General features: G+C 69.4%; 19 protein-coding genes and 1 pseudogene. 14 read left to right on the top strand and 6 right to left on the bottom strand.

Features of this window, described 5'->3' with window-relative positions; all coding sequences use genetic code 11:
- The first annotated feature begins 2 nt into the window (after positions 1 to 2).
- The 6 genes from G6N48_RS16240 to G6N48_RS16215 all read left to right on the top strand — a co-directional run bounded on the left by G6N48_RS16240 (position 3) and on the right by G6N48_RS16215 (position 4,691).
- Positions 3 to 836 (top strand): thioesterase family protein, encoded by an 834-nt coding sequence (locus tag G6N48_RS16240; RefSeq protein ID WP_085271800.1) that lies wholly within the window; start codon positions 3 to 5, stop codon positions 834 to 836.
- Positions 837 to 860: 24 nt separating this feature from the next.
- Positions 861 to 1,736: a pyrroline-5-carboxylate reductase gene (gene proC / locus G6N48_RS16235; protein WP_179969881.1), complete on the top strand. Its 876-nt coding sequence runs from the start codon at positions 861 to 863 to the stop codon at positions 1,734 to 1,736.
- Positions 1,737 to 1,876: 140 nt separating this feature from the next.
- Positions 1,877 to 2,134, top strand: coding sequence for a cell division/environmental response transcriptional regulator (locus G6N48_RS16230; RefSeq protein ID WP_085271802.1), 258 nt, complete (start codon positions 1,877 to 1,879; stop codon positions 2,132 to 2,134).
- Between the two features lie 186 nt (positions 2,135 to 2,320).
- The gene (locus tag G6N48_RS16225) at positions 2,321 to 2,422 is read left to right on the top strand and encodes a 30S ribosomal protein bS22 (protein ID WP_003402602.1); all 102 of its coding nucleotides are present in this window, start codon (positions 2,321 to 2,323) and stop codon (positions 2,420 to 2,422) included.
- Between the two features lie 59 nt (positions 2,423 to 2,481).
- Positions 2,482 to 3,609 carry an SDR family oxidoreductase gene (locus G6N48_RS16220; RefSeq protein ID WP_085271803.1) on the top strand — a complete coding sequence of 376 codons (1,128 nt, stop codon included), beginning with the start codon at positions 2,482 to 2,484 and terminating at the stop codon, positions 3,607 to 3,609.
- A 5-nt stretch (positions 3,610 to 3,614) separates the two neighbouring features.
- The gene (locus G6N48_RS16215; RefSeq protein ID WP_085272056.1) at positions 3,615 to 4,691 is read left to right on the top strand and encodes a lysophospholipid acyltransferase family protein; all 1,077 of its coding nucleotides are present in this window, start codon (positions 3,615 to 3,617) and stop codon (positions 4,689 to 4,691) included.
- 79 nt (positions 4,692 to 4,770) lie between these two features.
- Here G6N48_RS16215 and G6N48_RS16210 read toward each other — a convergent pair.
- The 5 genes and pseudogenes from G6N48_RS16210 to G6N48_RS16190 form a co-directional block, all read right to left on the bottom strand.
- Positions 4,771 to 5,699 (bottom strand): annotated as a pseudogene (locus G6N48_RS16210) (cyclopropane mycolic acid synthase family methyltransferase).
- A gap of 10 nt (positions 5,700 to 5,709) precedes the next feature.
- Complete coding sequence (locus G6N48_RS16205; RefSeq protein ID WP_085271805.1) at positions 5,710 to 6,222, bottom strand: FAS1-like dehydratase domain-containing protein; 513 nt, start codon at positions 6,220 to 6,222, stop codon at positions 5,710 to 5,712.
- A 44-nt stretch (positions 6,223 to 6,266) separates the two neighbouring features.
- On the bottom strand, positions 6,267 to 7,190 hold the full coding sequence (locus G6N48_RS16200) for an HAD family hydrolase (protein WP_085271806.1): 924 nt from the start codon (positions 7,188 to 7,190) through the stop codon (positions 6,267 to 6,269).
- Positions 7,191 to 7,310: 120 nt separating this feature from the next.
- The gene (locus G6N48_RS16195; RefSeq protein WP_085271807.1) at positions 7,311 to 7,601 is read right to left on the bottom strand and encodes a WXG100 family type VII secretion target; all 291 of its coding nucleotides are present in this window, start codon (positions 7,599 to 7,601) and stop codon (positions 7,311 to 7,313) included.
- Entirely contained in the window at positions 7,594 to 7,917 is a 324-nt protein-coding gene (locus G6N48_RS16190; protein WP_085271808.1) for a WXG100 family type VII secretion target, read from the bottom strand. Before G6N48_RS16190 ends, G6N48_RS16195 begins: the two co-directional genes overlap by 8 nt.
- 91 nt (positions 7,918 to 8,008) lie before the next feature.
- Here G6N48_RS16190 and G6N48_RS16185 point away from each other — a divergent pair, with 91 nt between their 5' ends.
- The 7 genes from G6N48_RS16185 to G6N48_RS16155 all read left to right on the top strand — a co-directional run bounded on the left by G6N48_RS16185 (position 8,009) and on the right by G6N48_RS16155 (position 14,386).
- Positions 8,009 to 8,290, top strand: a complete 282-nt coding sequence (locus G6N48_RS16185) for a glutaredoxin family protein (RefSeq protein WP_085271809.1) — start codon at positions 8,009 to 8,011, stop codon at positions 8,288 to 8,290.
- Positions 8,291 to 8,441: 151 nt separating this feature from the next.
- A complete protein-coding gene (locus G6N48_RS16180; RefSeq protein ID WP_085271810.1) occupies positions 8,442 to 9,821 on the top strand; it encodes a glutamyl-tRNA reductase in 1,380 nt (459 codons plus the stop codon).
- Positions 9,822 to 9,834: 13 nt separating this feature from the next.
- Positions 9,835 to 10,779 (top strand): hydroxymethylbilane synthase, encoded by a 945-nt coding sequence (gene hemC, locus G6N48_RS16175; RefSeq protein WP_085272057.1) that lies wholly within the window; start codon positions 9,835 to 9,837, stop codon positions 10,777 to 10,779.
- 20 nt (positions 10,780 to 10,799) lie between these two features.
- Positions 10,800 to 12,467, top strand: a complete 1,668-nt coding sequence (locus G6N48_RS16170; RefSeq protein WP_085271811.1) for a bifunctional uroporphyrinogen-III C-methyltransferase/uroporphyrinogen-III synthase — start codon at positions 10,800 to 10,802, stop codon at positions 12,465 to 12,467.
- 100 nt (positions 12,468 to 12,567) lie between these two features.
- Positions 12,568 to 13,557, top strand: coding sequence for a porphobilinogen synthase (gene hemB / locus G6N48_RS16165; RefSeq protein WP_139826019.1), 990 nt, complete (start codon positions 12,568 to 12,570; stop codon positions 13,555 to 13,557).
- Between the two features lie 26 nt (positions 13,558 to 13,583).
- Positions 13,584 to 14,126, top strand: a complete 543-nt coding sequence (locus G6N48_RS16160; protein ID WP_085272059.1) for a DUF3093 domain-containing protein — start codon at positions 13,584 to 13,586, stop codon at positions 14,124 to 14,126.
- The gene (locus G6N48_RS16155) at positions 14,123 to 14,386 is read left to right on the top strand and encodes a hypothetical protein (protein ID WP_085271813.1); all 264 of its coding nucleotides are present in this window, start codon (positions 14,123 to 14,125) and stop codon (positions 14,384 to 14,386) included. The genes G6N48_RS16160 and G6N48_RS16155 overlap by 4 nt, the downstream gene beginning before the upstream one ends.
- Here the strand turns inward: G6N48_RS16155 and G6N48_RS16150 are convergent.
- Positions 14,370 to 14,807: an STAS domain-containing protein gene (locus G6N48_RS16150; RefSeq protein ID WP_085272058.1), complete on the bottom strand. Its 438-nt coding sequence runs from the start codon at positions 14,805 to 14,807 to the stop codon at positions 14,370 to 14,372. The two genes, G6N48_RS16155 and G6N48_RS16150, sit on opposite strands and share 17 nt — an antisense overlap.
- Before the next feature lie 305 nt (positions 14,808 to 15,112).
- On the opposite strand from G6N48_RS16150, the gene G6N48_RS16145 reads away from it, so the two are divergent.
- On the top strand, positions 15,113 to 16,333 hold the full coding sequence (locus G6N48_RS16145; protein WP_085271814.1) for an acyltransferase family protein: 1,221 nt from the start codon (positions 15,113 to 15,115) through the stop codon (positions 16,331 to 16,333).
- The last annotated feature ends 42 nt before the right edge of the window (positions 16,334 to 16,375 follow it).

Raw genomic sequence — 16,375 nt, 5'->3', positions numbered from 1 at the left:
TCATGAACGCCTTATTCACCACCGCGATGACGCTGCGAGAGGTCGAGCCCTGCGTCTACGAGGGAGAACTCGACAAGCGCTGGACCATCGGGCCCAAGGTGCACGGGGGCGCCATGCTGGCGTTGTGCGCCAACGCGGCCCGCACCGCGTGCGGCGGCCCGTCGAACGGGCTGGAACCCGTCGCCGTCTCGGCGAACTTTCTGTGGGCGCCCGATCCGGGGGCGATGCGCCTGGTGACCTCGGTCCGCAAGCGCGGCCGGCGCATCAGCGTCGTCGACGTCGAACTCCTGCAGGGCGAGCGCACCGCCGTGCACGCCGTGGTCAACATCGGCGAGCCCGAGCACTATCCTCCCGGCGGTCCCGCCTCGCCGCTGCTGTCGGCGAACCCGGTCGTGGACCTGATGGCGCCGGAGCCCCCCGACGACATCGAGCCGATCGGTCCCGGGCACCCGCTGGGCGGCCTGGTCCACCTGGGCGAGGGATGCGACGTCCGTCCGCTGCTGTCGACGATGGGCCCCGGCACGGACGGTAAGCCGCCGATGCTGCAGATGTGGGCCAGGCCCCGCGACGTCGCCCCGGACGCGCTGTTCGCGCTCATGTGCGGGGACCTCTCGGCGCCGGTGACCTTCGCCGTCGACCGCACCGGCTGGGCTCCCACCATTCAGCTCACCACCTTCCTGCGCGGCCTGCCCGCCGACGGCTGGCTGCGGGTGGTCTGCACCTGCATGGAGATCGGCCACGACTGGTTCGATGAGGACCACATCGTCGTCGACAGCCTCGGCCGGATCGTGGCGCAGTCACGCCAGCTCGCGCTGGTCCCTGCCGCTCGCGGATAGCCGGGGTCTGCGATGCTGTCCGGCATGGCGAGAATCGCGATCATCGGCGGGGGCAGCATCGGCGAGGCACTGCTGTCGGGTCTGCTGCGCGCCGGCCGTCAGACCAAAGACCTCGTGGTGGTCGAACGGATTCCCGAGCGCGCCAAGTACCTGGCGGACGAGTACTCGGTGCGGGTCACCTCGGTGAGCGACGCCGTGGACAACGCGTCGTTCGTCGTCGTCGCGGTCAAGCCGGCCGACGTCGAGTCGGTGATGGGGGAGTTGGCCCGCGCCGCCACCGCGGCCGGGAATGACTCCGCAGAGCAGGTCTTCGTCACCGTGGCGGCGGGGATCACGCTCGGCTACTTCGAGTCCAAGCTGCCGGCCGGGACGCCGGTGGTACGGGCGATGCCCAATGCGGCGGCGCTGGTGGGCGCGGGAGTGACCGCGCTGGCCAAGGGCCGCTTCGTCACCGCCGTGCAGCTCGAGGAGGTCTCGGCGCTGTTCGACGCCGTCGGTGGCGTGCTCACCGTGCCGGAGGCGCAGATGGACGCCGTCACGGCGCTGTCGGGTTCGGGGCCGGCGTATTTCTTGCTGCTGGTCGAGGCCCTGGTAGACGCCGGTGTCGCGGCGGGCCTGAACCGTCAGGTGGCCACCGACCTGACCACACAGACCATGGCCGGCGCGGCGGCCATGCTGCTCGAGCGCATGGAGGCCGACGGGCGCCCGGCCGCCGGCGAGGCGCTGGGCCTGCGGGTGGATACCGCGGCGGCGCAGCTGCGGGCCACCATCACCTCGCCCGGCGGCACCACCGCCGCGGCCCTGCGGGAGCTCGAAAAAGGCGGATTGCGAGCGGCGGTCGATGCGGCCGTCCAGGCCGCCAAAAAGCGCTCTGAGCAGCTAAGAATTACATCGGAATAATTCAAGGTTTTTCAACGAGTTGTCCCCCACCAGTACCAGTAACCCCATCAGTCCCGCTATTCTCCTAGCTGTATGCACGTGTGGGTGCCGGCGGAGGGGAAGCCGCTGGCATTGCGCGTGCCTGACACGAATGGGTTGCGATGACGTCTACGAACGGGCCATCAGCGCGAGATTCTGCAGGTAAGGGACGGGACACGAGTTCTGTCGAAGGCCAGCAGGGCAGGACTCAGTTTCTCACCGTCGCCGAGGTTGCGGCGTTGATGCGGGTCTCCAAGATGACGGTCTACCGGCTGGTGCACAACGGCGAGCTGCCCGCGGTTCGGGTCGGGCGGTCGTTCCGGGTGCACGCCAAGGCCGTCCACGACATGCTGGAGACCTCCTACTTCGACGCCGGCTGAGCCGAATCGGGCCGCGTGCGGACGTCAATCCGCGCGCGGCCTGGGCGGTCCCGGTGCGCCACATCACGACGTGCAGCCTCGCGGTTGCGCGAGGTTGCAGCGACGCCGGTTTGGTGTTCCGCGTGTCGGGCCGGGTAAAGTGGCGTGGTCCTTTTAACGCAGGTCTCAGGTCAGATAGCGGAGTTCATGGGTTCAGTAATCAAGAAGCGGCGCAAGCGCATGTCGAAGAAGAAGCACCGCAAACTTCTGCGTCGCACCCGGGTGCAGCGCAGAAAACTCGGCAAGTAGCTCCGCTCACCCACCGCGGCGTTGGTGCCGCTGTGCCGCCTGGCCGATAGTCTGTTCGAGTGGATTCGTCGAGTGGGGAAGGTGCCGCAGCGGGGGGCACCGGAAGCGACGCCGTGCACTACCCCAAGGTGGTGCTGGTCACCGGCGCGTGCCGGTTCCTCGGCGGCTACCTGACAGCCCGCCTCGCGCAGAACCCGATGATCAAAGGGGTCATCGCGGTGGACGCGATCGCGCCCAGCAAGGACATGCTGCGCCGGATGGGCCGCGCCGAGTTTGTCCGCGCCGACATTCGAAACCCATTCATTGCCAAGGTGATTCGCAACGGCGATGTCGACACGGTGGTGCACGCCGCGGCCGCCTCGTACGCGCCGCGGTCGGGCGGCAGCGCCGCGTTGAAGGAAATCAACGTGATGGGCGCGATGCAGTTGTTCGCGGCCTGTCAGAAGGCGCCGTCGGTGCGCCGCGTCGTGCTCAAGTCGACGTCCGAGGTGTACGGGTCGAGCGCCCACGACCCGGTCGTGTTCACCGAGGACAGCACCAGCCGGCGTCCGTTGCGCGGCGGCTTCGCCAAGGACAGCCTCGACATCGAGGGGTATGCGCGCGGGTTGGGCAGGCGCCGGCCGGACATCGCGGTCACCATCCTGCGGTTGGCCAACATGATCGGCCCGGCGATGGACACCACGCTGTCGCGCTACCTTGCAGGACCGTTGGTGCCCACCATGTTTGGCCGCGACGCGCGACTTCAGCTGCTGCACGAGCAGGATGCGCTCGGGGCGCTGGAACGCGCGGCGATGGCCGGCAAGGCCGGGACGTTCAACATCGGCGCCGACGGCATCGTCATGCTGTCCCAGGCGATCCGGCGGGCCGGCCGGATTCCGCTGCCGGTGCCCGGCTTCGGGGTATGGGCGCTGGATTCGCTGCGGCGGGCCAATCGCTACAACGAGATCAGCCGCGAGCAGTTCGACTATTTGAGCTACGGCCGCGTCATGGACACCACCAGGATGCGCACCGAGCTTGGTTACCAGCCGAAATGGACGACGGCGGAGGCGTTCGACGACTACGTCCGCGGACGTCGCCTGACTCCCATAATCGACCCGCATCGGGTACGCTCCTTGGAAGGTCGCGCCATAGCTCTAGCGCAGCGCTGGGGTAGCCGTAGTCCAATTCCGTGGGGCGGGGTCAGGTAGATATCGTGGTGGGTGAAACCAGAGCGAATGTCATTCCACTGCACACCAATCGGGGCCGGGTAGCGGCGCGTCGGCGAGCCGATCAGCGCGCGGAGTCGGCGCGGCAGCATCCCTCGTTGCTATCCGAGCCGCAGGGCCGCGCGTCGGCCGAGCAGATCGCCGCCGTCGTCCGCGAAATCGACGAACGCCGCCGCACCGCGGGCACCGGCGGCAAGCCGGGCTCCCCCGAGGCGCCCCTGAACGAGCTGGCTCAGCGTGTCGCCGCGGTCGCCGGATTTCTTCGCCAGCGGCTCACCGGCGACTACAGCGTCGACGAGTTCGGCTTCGACCCGCACTTCAACAGCGCAATCGTCAGGCCTTTGCTGAGGTTCTTCTTCCGGTCGTGGTTCCGGGTGGAGGTCAGCGGCATCGAGAACCTGCCGGGCGACGGTCCGGCCCTGGTGGTGGCCAACCACGCCGGGGTGCTGCCATTCGACGGCCTGATGCTGTCGGTGGCCGTGCACGACGAGCACCCGGCGCACCGGGACATCCGGCTGCTGGCCGCCGACATGGTCTTCGACCTGCCCCTGATAGGCGAGGCCGCGCGCAAGGCCGGCCACACCATGGCCTGCACGACCGACGCGCACCGGCTGCTGGCCGGCGGCGAACTGACGGCGGTGTTCCCGGAAGGCTACAAGGGCCTCGGCAAACGCTTCGAGGAGCGCTACCGGCTGCAGCGGTTCGGCCGCGGCGGCTTCGTGACCGCCGCGCTGCGCACCAAGGCGCCGATCATCCCGTGCTCGATCATCGGCTCCGAAGAGATCTATCCGATGCTGACCGACGTCAAGCTGCTGGCGCGGCTGTTCGGCCTGCCGTACTTCCCGGTCACGCCGCTGTTCCCGCTGGCCGGCCCCGCCGGCCTGGTGCCGTTGCCGTCCAAATGGCGCATCACCTTCGGCGAGCCGATCTACACCAACGACTACGCGGCGTCCGACGCCGAAGACCCGATGGTCACCTTCGAGCTGACCGACCAGGTGCGCGAGACCATTCAGCAGACGCTGTACCGGATGCTCGCCGGGCGCCGCAACATCTTCCTGGGCTGATTCCGCCAGGTCGGGGCCACCCCGAACAGCAAAGCGCCCCAGTGCCGACGGACACCGGGGCGCTCAGCGTGCCGAACGATTATTTGACCATCGTGAACTGGCAGACGTTCGTGTAGCCGTCTCGGAAGAGGTCTGAGCAGCCCCGCAGGTACTTCAGGTAGATGTCGTAGGTCTCCTGCCCCTTCAGGGCGATCGCCTCTTCCTTGTGCGCCTCGAGGGCATCGCCCCAAGCGGTCAGCGTCGGAACGTAGTTCTTGCCGATGAAGTGGTGGCGCTCGATCTTGAAACCCGCGTCCGTCGCGTACTTGTCGACCAGGTCGACCTGGGGCAACTTCCCGCCCGGGTAGATCTCCTTCAAAATGAAGCTGATGAACCGCAGCAGGGTCATGTTGACCTTCAAGCCCATCGCTTTGCCTTCTTCGGCGTTGGGCACCACGATGGTGTGCAGCAACATCCGGCCGTCGTCCGGCAGCAGGTCGTAGTACTTCTTGAAGAAGGTGGCGTAGCGCTCGTAGCCGGCGTCGCCCGCGCCATCGGCGAAGTGCTCGAACGCGCCCAGCGACACGATCCGGTCGACCGGCTCGTCGAATTGCTCCCAGCCCTGGATTCGCACCTCTTTACGGCGGGGCTGTCCATCTTCTCGAATTCGGCGACACAGTGGGCGTGCTGGTTCTCGCTCAGCGTCAGCCCGATCACGTCGACGTCGTACTCGGCCACGGCGTGCCGCATCGTCGAGCCCCAGCCGCTGCCGATGTCGAGCAGCAACATGCCCGGCTCGAGGTTCAGCTTGTCCAGGGCGAGCTTGCGCTTTGCGTATTGCGCCTCTTCGAGGGTCTTGGTCAGATTCTGCGGGTCGGGGTTCTCGTCGAAATAGCCACAGCTGTACGTCATCGACGGGTCAAGCCAGAGCTTGAAGAATTCGTTCGACTTGTCGTAGTGCGACCGGACCTTGTCGACCGGCGGCTTCAGCCGGGTGTCGGTCCCCCCCGTTTTGCCTTGTGACGTCATTAAACCGACCCTACTTACCGGCTGATATCGACGCAACGGCGGCGGCGGTTTCTGCCGCGCTCGCCTCCTGGTGTGCGGATTCGCCGAGCATCGTCACGATGCCGGTCACCACCGGATTGCCTTCGGCGTCGGAGATTTCGCTGCGGATCTCGGCGAGGACGGTGCCGTGCGACTCGATCACCGAGTCCAGGTAGGTGTCGAAGAAGAGCCTGTCGTGGGCCAGGATCGGCCGGTGGAACTTGAACTTCTGGTCGCGGTGGATGACCCGGGCGATGTTGATCGGAATGCTGAACTTGGTGAAGATCTCCAGCTGCACGCGCCGCCCGGCGACTGCCGCGAAGGTCAAGGGCGCCAACAGCGCCGGATAACCGGCTTCGGCCGCGTCGGCCTCGTTGAAGTGGGACGGGTGGTCGTCTTTCACCGCGAGCGCGAACTCCCGGATCTTCTCGCGTCCGACCTCGAAGTAGTCCGATCCCCGGTAGTTGCTGCCGATGAGTCCTTCGGCTTCTTTGGGAGTCGTCATAGCGCGTTGTTCTCCGCTCGAATAGATGCTAGCGGCGCAGCCTATCAGCGCGATTGACGTCGGGAGGCCAGGGCGGCCAAGGCGCCCCCGGCCGCGCCGAGCGCCAGCGCCGACGGTACCCCGATTCGGGCCGCCTTCCGGGCGGTGCGGAAGTCGCGGATCTCCCAGCCGCGCTCGCGGGCCAGGGTGCGCAGGCGGGCGTCGGGGTTGATGGCGACCGCCGTGCCGACCAGCGACAGCATGGGCACGTCGTTGTAGCTGTCGGAGTAGGCGGTGCAGCGCTTGAGGTTGAGTCCCTCCCGGATGGCCAGCGACCGCACGGCGTGCGCCTTGCCGGTGCCGTGCAGGATGTCGCCGACGAGCCTGCCGGTGAACACGCCGTCGACCGACTCGGCGACGGTGCCCAGCGCGCCGGTCAGGCCCAGCCGGCGCGCGATGGTGGCCGCCAGTTCGTACGGCGTTGCGGTGATCAGCCACACCTGCTGGCCGGCATCGAGGTGCATCTGCGTGAGCTCACGCGTTCCGGGCCAGATCTTGTCGGCGATGATCTCGTCGTAGATCTCCTCGCCGAGGGTGACCAACTGCTCGACCGAGCGGCCCTCGATGAACGCGAGCGCTTTGCGCCGCCCGGCCGCGACGTCGTTGCTGTTCTCTTTGCCGAGCATCTGGAACTTGGCCTGCGCGTAGATGAATCCGAGCACATCGCGGTAGGTGAAATAGTTGCGTGCGGCCAGTCCCCGGCCGAAATGCACCGCAGAGGAGCCCTGCACCAGGGTGTTGTCCACGTCGAAGAACGCGGCCGCGGTCAGGTCGACCGGTGGCTGCGGGCCGGCCGGGCCCTCCGCCGCGGCCGCTTGCCGCATGCCCTCCAGCGCGCGCGCGGCGCTGGCGTCGGCGGCCAGCGACTCGAGGTCGACGGGAGTGACGCCCGGCCCTTCCCGGTCCGGGGAATTCTCCGAGGAAGTCACTGCTAAACCTCCTAGAAGCTGTGCTGCTCGGCAACCGGCGGACCACCGGTATCCAACCCTATCCGCCGGACGCGGACGCGCCTGGCCTGCCCGCGGCCCCCCACACCCCGAGCTGCCCGGCTAGGACCACATGCCCCGGTTCGTCGACGCCGCCCCGGTGTAGTTGGCGTGCGCGGTCGCACCCGCGCTTGTCAGCTGCGCCAGCGCCGCACGCATCATCGCCCCGCCGCAGGCCCAGTGCCGGTGCGCCTCGGCGTGGGCGGCGGCGCCCTCACCGGTCCACGTCGAATGCAGATGCCTTACCACCGAATCGATTTCGTCGATCATCTGCTGGGCGTAGCGCTGGAATTCGGCCATGTGGCCCACGGTGTCGGCCAGCAGTTCGGGATCGACGCGAAACGGTTCAGCCACGGTCGGTCTCGCTCCTGCCCAGGCGCATCCGCAGCGCCGAAGTGGTCTCGTTCTCCTGGTAAGCCCCGCCGGCCTCGGCGACGAGCCGCCCCAGGATCGCCAGCCCCGCCTCGACCTCGCCGGCGCCTCGATGCCACAACTCCCACGCCGAGCCGTAGGCGGACCCCGACGCGCCGCGCCACCCGCCCAACAGGGCGCCGACCCGGTCGTCGAGATCGGTCAACCGGTTACGCAGCTCCTCGGCGCCGTTCGACAGCGCCGCGGCGGACCACCGCAGGGTGTGCGGGTCGACGCGCAAAGTGTTGTCACCGGCCACGACGAAAAGTTAACGACTCCGGACGGGCCCGACAATTCACCCGGCGGCCCGGGCGGCAGGTCCGTCGTGTGTCCGGTGCACACTGGTCGCCATGGCAGACACGGGCGCGGCGGCTTCGGGCCGGCCACAGGTCGTGCTGCTGACGCGCGACGGCTGCACCCTGTGTGTGCGAGTGCACGCCCGGCTCGGGGAACTGGCCCGCGAGTGGGGCTTTGACCTGTCGTGCGTCGACGTCGACGCCGCCGCCGCGGCGGGCGACCCCGGCCTGCGGGCGGAGTTCGGCGACCGGCTGCCGGTGGTGCTGCTCGACGGCCGCGAGCACAGTTATTGGGACATCGACGAGGACCGGCTGCGCGCCGACCTCGGCCGATAGGGCTCGGTCCCGGCGACCCCCTGCCGGGGCCGCGGCTGTGACCAGCGCCGCTTGACGCCCCCATTATTTGGTAGCCCGGCTGATAAACGATTACCGTGGACAGCAGTTCAGTTACTGGGACAAGCAAGGGAGCTGGCCAGGTGATGCTGCCGTGAGCGTCCTGCTCTTCGGGGTTTCGCACCGCAGTGCGCCGGTCTCCGTCCTGGAACACCTCACCATCGACGAATCCGATCAGGGCAAGATCGTCGACCGGGTGTTGCAGTCCCCTCTGGTGACCGAGGCCATGGTGTTGTCGACGTGCAACCGGGTCGAGGTTTATGCGGTGGTGGACGCGTTCCACGGCGGTCTGGCCGTGATCGGGCAGGTGCTGTCGGAGCACTCCGGCATGCCGATGGGAGACCTGACCAAATACGCCTACGTGCGTTACAGCGAGGCCGCCGTCGAGCACCTGTTCTCGGTCGCCAGCGGTCTGGACTCCGCGGTGATCGGGGAACAGCAGGTGCTGGGGCAGGTGCGGCGCGCGTACGCCTCCGCCGAAGGCAACCGGACCGTCGGGCGGGTGCTGCACGAGCTGGCCCAGCGGGCGCTGTCGGTGGGCAAGCGCGTGCACTCCGAGACCGCCATCGACGCCGCCGGCGCGTCGGTTGTCTCGGTGGCCCTCGATATGGCCGAACGCCGCCTGGGCGGCCTGTCGGGCAGGACCGCCGTCGTGGTCGGCGCCGGTGCGATGGGCGCCCTGGCCGCGGCGCATCTGACCCGCGCGGGCATCCGCGAGATCCAGGTGCTCAACCGGTCGTCGTCCCGCGCCCAGCGGCTGGCCCGCAAGATCCGCGATGCCGGCGTGGCGTCCCGGGCGCTGCATCTCGACCAGCTGGCCGGTGCGCTGGCCCAGGCCGACGTCGTGGTCAGCTGCACCGGTGCGGTGAGCCCGGTGATCTCTTTGGCCGACGTGCATCACGCGCTGGCCGCCGCCGGCCGGGACGAGGCGACCCGCCCGCTGGTGATCTGCGACCTGGGCATGCCGCGCGACGTCGATCCGGCGGTCGCCGGGCTGCCCGGCGTCTGGGTGGTCGACGTGGACCGCATCCAGCACGAGCCGTCCGCCCACGCCGCCGCTTCCGACGTCGACGCCGCCCGCCACATCGTCGCCGCCGAGGTGTCGGCCTACCTGGCGGGGCAGCGGATGGCCGAGGTCACCCCGACGGTGACCGCGCTGCGCCAGCGCGCCGCCGACGTGGTCGAGGCGGAGTTGCTGCGCCTGGACAACCGGTTGCCCGGGCTCGCGATGTCCGAGCGCGAGGAGGTGGCCCGGACCGTCCGCCGGGTGGTGGACAAGCTGCTGCACGCGCCGACCGTGCGGATCAAGCAGCTCGCGAGCGCCCCCGGTGGCGACAGCTACGCCGAGGCGCTGCGTGAACTCTTCGAACTCGACCAGACCGCCATCGACTCCGTAGCCGCCGTCGCCGCAGGCGAATTGCCAGTTGTGGCAGGCGGATTGGATGCCGGCGGCGCGCAGACCCGCGCCGAGTAGCCGATTGCCGCACGTGATCCGAATAGGCACCCGCGGCAGTCTGTTGGCCACCACGCAGGCCGGCGCCGTCAGGGACGCGCTGATCGCCAACGGACACCCGGCGGAGCTGGTGACCATCAGCACGGTGGGTGACCGGTCCTCGGCGCCCATCGAGACCCTCGGAGTGGGCGTCTTCACCACCGCGCTGCGCGAGGCCATCGAAGACGGCCGCGTCGACGCGGCGGTGCACTCCCACAAGGATTTGCCCACCGCCGACGACCCGAGGTTCACCATCGCGGCGATACCCACCCGGAACGACCCCCGTGACGCGGTCGTCGCGCGCGACGGGATGGTGCTGGGCGAGTTGCCGCCCGGTTCGCTGGTGGGCACCTCGTCTCCCCGGCGGGCCGCGCAGCTTAGAGCATTGGGTCTCGGTTTGGAAATCCGCCCCCTACGAGGCAACCTAGATACCAGGTTGAACAGGGTGAGCAGTGGTGATCTGGACGCGATTGTGGTGGCTCGGGCTGGGTTGGCCCGGCTGGGCCGCCTCGGTGACGTGACCGAGACGCTCGAGCCGGTGCAGATGTTGCCGGCGCCGGCTCAGGGCGCGCTCGCCGTCGAATGCCGCGCCGGTGACGGGTTGGCGGCGGTGCTGGCGGAGTTGGACGACGCCGACACGCGAGCGGCGGTCACCGCGGAGCGAGCCCTGTTGGCCGAACTCGAGGCCGGTTGCTCTGCACCGGTGGGCGCGATCGCCGAGGTGGTCGAGTCCATCGATGAGGACGGCCGGGTCTTCGAGGAGCTGTCGCTGCGCGGCTGCGTGGCGGCGCTGGACGGGTCCGACGTGATCCGAGCGTCCGGCATCGGCAATCCCGGTCGGGCACGAGAGCTGGGGCTCTCGGTGGCCGCGGAGTTGTTCGAGCTTGGCGCGCGGGAGCTGATGAGCGCAGCGCGGCAAGACTCGCGCGAGGAAAAGTAGAGAGCGACGTGGGAGCGACAATGACGACGCGAGGGCGCAAGCCAAGGCCGGGCCAAATCACGTTCGTGGGTTCCGGTCCGGGTGACCCCGGCCTGTTGACCACCCGGGCGGCCTCGGTGCTGGCGAACGCCGCACTGGTCTTCACCGACCCCGATGTGCCGGAGCCGGTGCTGGCACTGATCGGCAAAGACCTGCCACCGGTCTCCGGCCCGGCGCCGGCCAGTCCGGCGCCCGCGACCGGGGACGGGGCCGCCGACGCGGAGCAACCCCAGGCCGCGCCCGCGGTGATGTCCGCCGGTCCCGATGTCCGCCCGGCCCTGGGCGAACCTGCCGAGGTCGCCAAAACGCTGGTGGCCGAGGCCCGCTCGGGTGCCGATGTGGTCCGGCTGGTAGCCGGCGACCCGCTGACGGTGGACGCCGTCATCACCGAGGTGAACGCCGTGGCGCGCAGCCACATGCACATCGAGATCGTGCCCGGCCTGGCCGCCACCAGCGCGGTCCCCACCTACGCGGGTCTGCCGCTGGGGTCGTCGCACACGGTCGCCGACGTGCGCGACCCACAGGTGGACTGGGACGCTCTGGCCGCGGCACCCGGCCCCTTGATCCTGCAGGCCACCGCGTCGCACCTGCCCGACGCGGCGCGCACCCTGATCGATCACCAGCTGTCCGAGACCACCCCGTGCGTGGTGACCGCGCAGGGCACCACCTGCCAGCAGCGATCGGTCGAGACCACGTTGCACGGCCTGACCGACTCGGCGCTCCTCGGCGCCGATGCGGGCGGCGACCGCCAGAACGGCTCGCTGGTGGTGACCATCGGCAAGACGGTGACCAACCGGGCCAGGCTGAACTGGTGGGAAAGCCGCGCACTTTACGGATGGACCGTGCTGGTGCCCCGCACCAAGGACCAGGCCGGCGAGATGAGCGACCGGCTGACGTCGTACGGCGCTCTCCCGGTGGAGGTGCCGACCATCGCGGTAGAGCCGCCGCGCAGCCCCGCGCAGATGGAGCGGGCCGTCAAGGGCTTGGTCGACGGCCGCTTCCAGTGGGTGGTGTTCACCTCCACCAACGCCGTGCGCGCGGTGTGGGAGAAGTTCGGCGAGTTCGGGCTCGACGCCCGAGCGTTCTCCGGGGTGAAGATCGCCTGCGTGGGCGAGTCGACGGCCGACCGGGTCCGCGCCTTCGGGATCAGCCCCGAGTTGGTGCCGGCCGGTGAACAGTCCTCGCTGGGCCTGCTCGACGACTTCCCGCCCTATGACAGCATCTTCGACCCGGTGAACCGGGTCCTGCTGCCTCGCGCCGACATCGCCACCGAGACGCTGGCCGAGGGCCTGCGCGAACGCGGTTGGGAGATCGAGGATGTCACCGCCTACCGCACGGTGCGGGCCGCCCCGCCGCCGGCCGAGACGCGGGAGATGATCAAGACCGGCGGCTTTGACGCGGTGTGCTTCACGTCGAGCTCCACCGTGCGCAACCTCGTCGGCATCGCCGGAAAGCCGCACGCGAGAACCATCATCGCCTGCATCGGGCCCAAGACCGCCGAGACCGCCGCGGAGTTCGGGCTGCGGGTCGATGTGCAGCCCGAGACCGCCGCCGTGGGTCCATTGGTGGACGCGCTGGCCGAACACGCCGCCCGGCTGCGCGCCGAGGGCGCACTGCCGCCCCCGCGCAAGAAGAGCCGCAGACGCTAGTGCCCGGCGTGCCCGTTCCCCTCGTGAGCGTGCGTGTCTGTGCGGCGACGCGCCGTCGGGGCCGGCATTGCGCGCGCGTTCGCGGCCACGAAGCCGCCAGGTGAGCATGGGCGCCTATCCGCGCCAGCGTCCGCGCCGGCTCCGCTCCACCCCGGCGCTTCGTCGTCTGGTGGCGCAAACCTCCTTGGAGCCAAGGCATCTGGTGCTGCCGATGTTCGTCGCCGACGGCATCGCCGAGCCGCGGCCCATCGCCTCGATGCCGGGCGTCGTGCAGCACACCCGCGAGTCGTTGCGCGGCGCGGCCCACGCGGCCGTCGCCGCCGGCGTGGGCGGCCTCATGCTGTTCGGGGTGCCGCGCGAACAGGACAAGGACGCGACGGGTTCGGCGGGCACCGACCCCGACGGCATCTTGAACGTGGCCCTGCGCGACCTGGCCAAAGACCTCGGCGACGCGACCGTACTGATGGCCGACACCTGCCTCGACGAGTTCACCGACCACGGCCACTGCGGCGTCCTTGACAGCCGGGGCCGGGTGGACAACGACGCGACGTTGCTGCGTTACGTGAAACTCGCTGTGGCGCAAGCGGAGTCGGGAGCGCACGTGGTCAGCCCCAGCGGAATGATGGACGGTCAGGTAGGCGCCATCCGCGACGGCCTGGACGCCGCCGGCTACACCGACGTGGCGATCCTCGCGTACGCGGCCAAGTTCGCCTCGGTGTTCTACGGCCCCTTCCGCGAGGCGGTGAGCTCGAGCCTGTCCGGGGACCGGCGCACCTACCAGCAGGAATCGGGCAACTCCCGGGAGGCGCTGCGCGAGGTGCAACTCGATCTCGACGAGGGCGCCGACATCGTGATGGTCAAACCCGCGATGAGCTACCTGGACGTGGTGGCCGCGGCGGCCTCGATTTCGCCGGTGCCGGTGGCCGCCTATCAGGTCTCGGGGGAGTACGCGATGATCTGCGCCGCGGCCGCCAACGGCTGGCTCGACGTCCGCGCCGCGGCGCTGGAATCGCTGACGAGCATCCGCCGCGCCGGCGCCCACATGGTGCTGACCTATTGGGCCGCCGATGCGGCGGGTTGGCTTTCATGACCGCGCGGCCGGGCGACAATCAGAAGATGGCGTCGGTGGATGACTCCAAGCCGTTGTTCGCCGAGTCCGGCGGGAGCTGGCTGTGGTTGCTGGCGGGCCCGGCGGCGGCGGCGTCGATGATCCTCATCGAGCTGTGGAGCGGTGCCGGGATAGGGCTGCTGGTTCCGGCGATCTTTCTGGTGATGGTGTCGGCGTTTCTGGGGATCCAGGTCAAGGCGGCCCGAATCCACACCTCGGTCGAGTTGACCGAGGACGCCCTGCGTCAGGGCACCGAGACCATCCTGGTGCGCGAGATCGTCAAGGTGTATCCCGAGCCCGAGAACCATGAGGCCTCCGGCAAGGACCTGGCCAGGTGGCAGTCGGCGCGGGCACTCGGCGAGTTGGCCGGGGTGCCGCGTGGCCGGATCGGCATCGGCCTCAAGCTCACGGGCGGGCGTTATGCCCAGGCCTGGGCGCGCCGGCACCGGCAGCTGCGGGCGGCGCTCACCCCGCTGGTCCAGGAGCGGGTGCAACCACCCGGCACCGCGGTCGACGACGTCGACTCCGACGACGACGGGCCTGCGCTGTGATGGCCCGCCACCGTGCCCGGCTGATGCTCGTCCTGGCGGTCGTCGCGTTCGCTTCCGCGGGGGTGAGCTGGTCGCACGCGCGGCGCACCGTCAGCGTCGCGCCGATCACCGACGGGCAGCCGTCCACCACGTCGCTCGTGTACGACCCGCAGCTGCTGCTGCTGACGATGCTGTTGTTGACCGCGGCCGGGGTGCTGGCCGTCGGCGGGACGGCCAGGCTGCGGCGCCTGCGGTCGCGCGCCGTTAAGCCGACTTCTTGATCAGCGGCAGCACCAGCTGACGGCGGCTGACGATCGCGTCGGCCAGGTCGTGCAGCGCGTCGCGCACCGAGTGCGTGATCGGGAAGGCGGCCCGGTCGCCGGCGTCCAGCGCCTCGGTGACCGCCGGGCTCGCCACCAGCATCCAATCCACACCCGCGGCCAGGCAGCTCTCGTCGAACCGGGCCAGCAGCCAAGCGCCGGCCGCGTCGCACCGGCGAACCTCGCTGAGGTCGAGGACCACCGTGTTGTCCTCGAGGATGAAGCGCCGGATGTATTGGCTCACCCGCTCGGCGTTGTCGGCGCCGATCTCGCCGCGGACGGTGACGACCGTGGCGAGGTGGCGGCAGTGGGCCCGGATCTGGGCGCGCCCGCAATCGAACGTGCCGTCCTGCTGCCGCGCTCTGATGTTCGCGATTGTCATCAGCAACCTCAATCCCCGTCTGTCCACCGCTGGCCGCACAGTGCCGAGTCGACGCCGACCAAGCCTGTCTCTAACGATTACCCGCGTGATTAAGGGGACCGACAACTACGTCTAACTTCTTGCTAAGAACTCTGGCCGCCTGTTTGAGGCGACGAGCAAACGCCGGGCCGCGCCGCGGGAGAACTCCTGGCGCGACCGTGAGGCCTGCGCTGCTAGGCTGCCAGGGCTGCCGATTCGCTAGTCGGGGGGTCGTGGAGTTGACTAGCCGGCAGCCGAAGACGCGGAGTCGGACGGAAAAGAGCATCGTGCGCGGCGGAGAGATCAGAGCTTTGACGGGCCTCCGCATCGTCGCCGCCCTGTGGGTGGTGCTGTTCCACTTCCGGCCGATGCTGGGTGACGTCTCGCCCGACTTCCGCGACGCACTGGCGCCGGTGCTCAACTGCGGCGCGCAGGGCGTCGACCTGTTCTTCATCCTCAGCGGGTTCGTGCTGGCCTGGAACTACCTGGACCGCATGGGCAGGTCGTGGTCGCTGCGCGACACCCTGCACTTCCTGTGGCTGCGGCTGGCCAGGGTGTGGCCGGTATACCTGGTCACGCTGCACCTGGCCGCCCTGTGGGTGATCTTCACCCTGCACGTCGGCCACGTCCCTTCGCCCGACGCCGACCAGCTCACCGCCGTCAGCTACGTCCGGCAGGTCCTGTTGGTGCAGTTGTGGTTTCAGCCCTTCTTCGACGATTCCAGCTGGGACGGCCCGGCGTGGTCGATCAGCGCGGAGTGGCTGGCCTATCTGCTGTTCGGACTGCTCGTTCTGGTGATCTTTCGGATGGAGCGCGCGACCAGGGCGCGGAGCCTGGCGCTGCTGGCCTTCGCCGCGTCGCTGCCACCGGTGGTGTTGCTGCTGACCAGCGGCCATTTCTACACGCCGTGGAGTTGGCTGCCGCGGATCGTCACGCAGTTCACCGCGGGCGCACTGGCCTGCGCCGCCGTGCGCCGGCTGCGGCTGAGCGACCGCGCCCGGCACGTATCCGGTTATCTCGCCGTGCTTTTGGCCGCCGCCATGGTCGGCGTCTTCTACTACTTCGACGCGCATCCGATCAGCGGGGTCGTGGACAGCGGCGGGGTGGTAGACATGCTGTTCGTCCCGCTGGTGATGACGCTGGCGACCGGGGTGGGAGGCCTGCCGCGGCTGTTGTCCACCCGGGTGATGGTCTACGGCGGCGAGATCTCGTTCTGCCTCTACATGGTCCACGAGCTGGTGCACACCGCATGGGGTTGGGCCGTCGAGCAATTCGCGCTGGTACCGCAGGACGGCCTGTGGAAGTGGAACGTCTTCGCGCTGCTCGCGGTGGCCGTGGCAGCGTCGATGCTGCTGTACCACACCGTCGAGGAGCCCGCCCGCCGCTGGATGCGCCGGATGGTGAACACCAGGCCGGCCGGTCCGAAGGCCGGGCCCGGCCACGAGGCGGGCACCAAGGTGCACCAGATCGACCGTGCGTTGGAAGCGGTCCCGGCCCGCGCGATGTGACAATGATTCGGACGGTTCGTCGGGTGGCGAACGGTTCCGTCC

This window comes from Mycobacterium parmense (assembly GCF_010730575.1).
GTDB classification, from domain to species: Bacteria; Actinomycetota; Actinomycetes; order Mycobacteriales; family Mycobacteriaceae; genus Mycobacterium; species Mycobacterium parmense.
The sequence above is the reverse complement of the archived record's forward strand: the minus strand, read 5'-3'. Positions and strand labels throughout refer to the sequence as shown.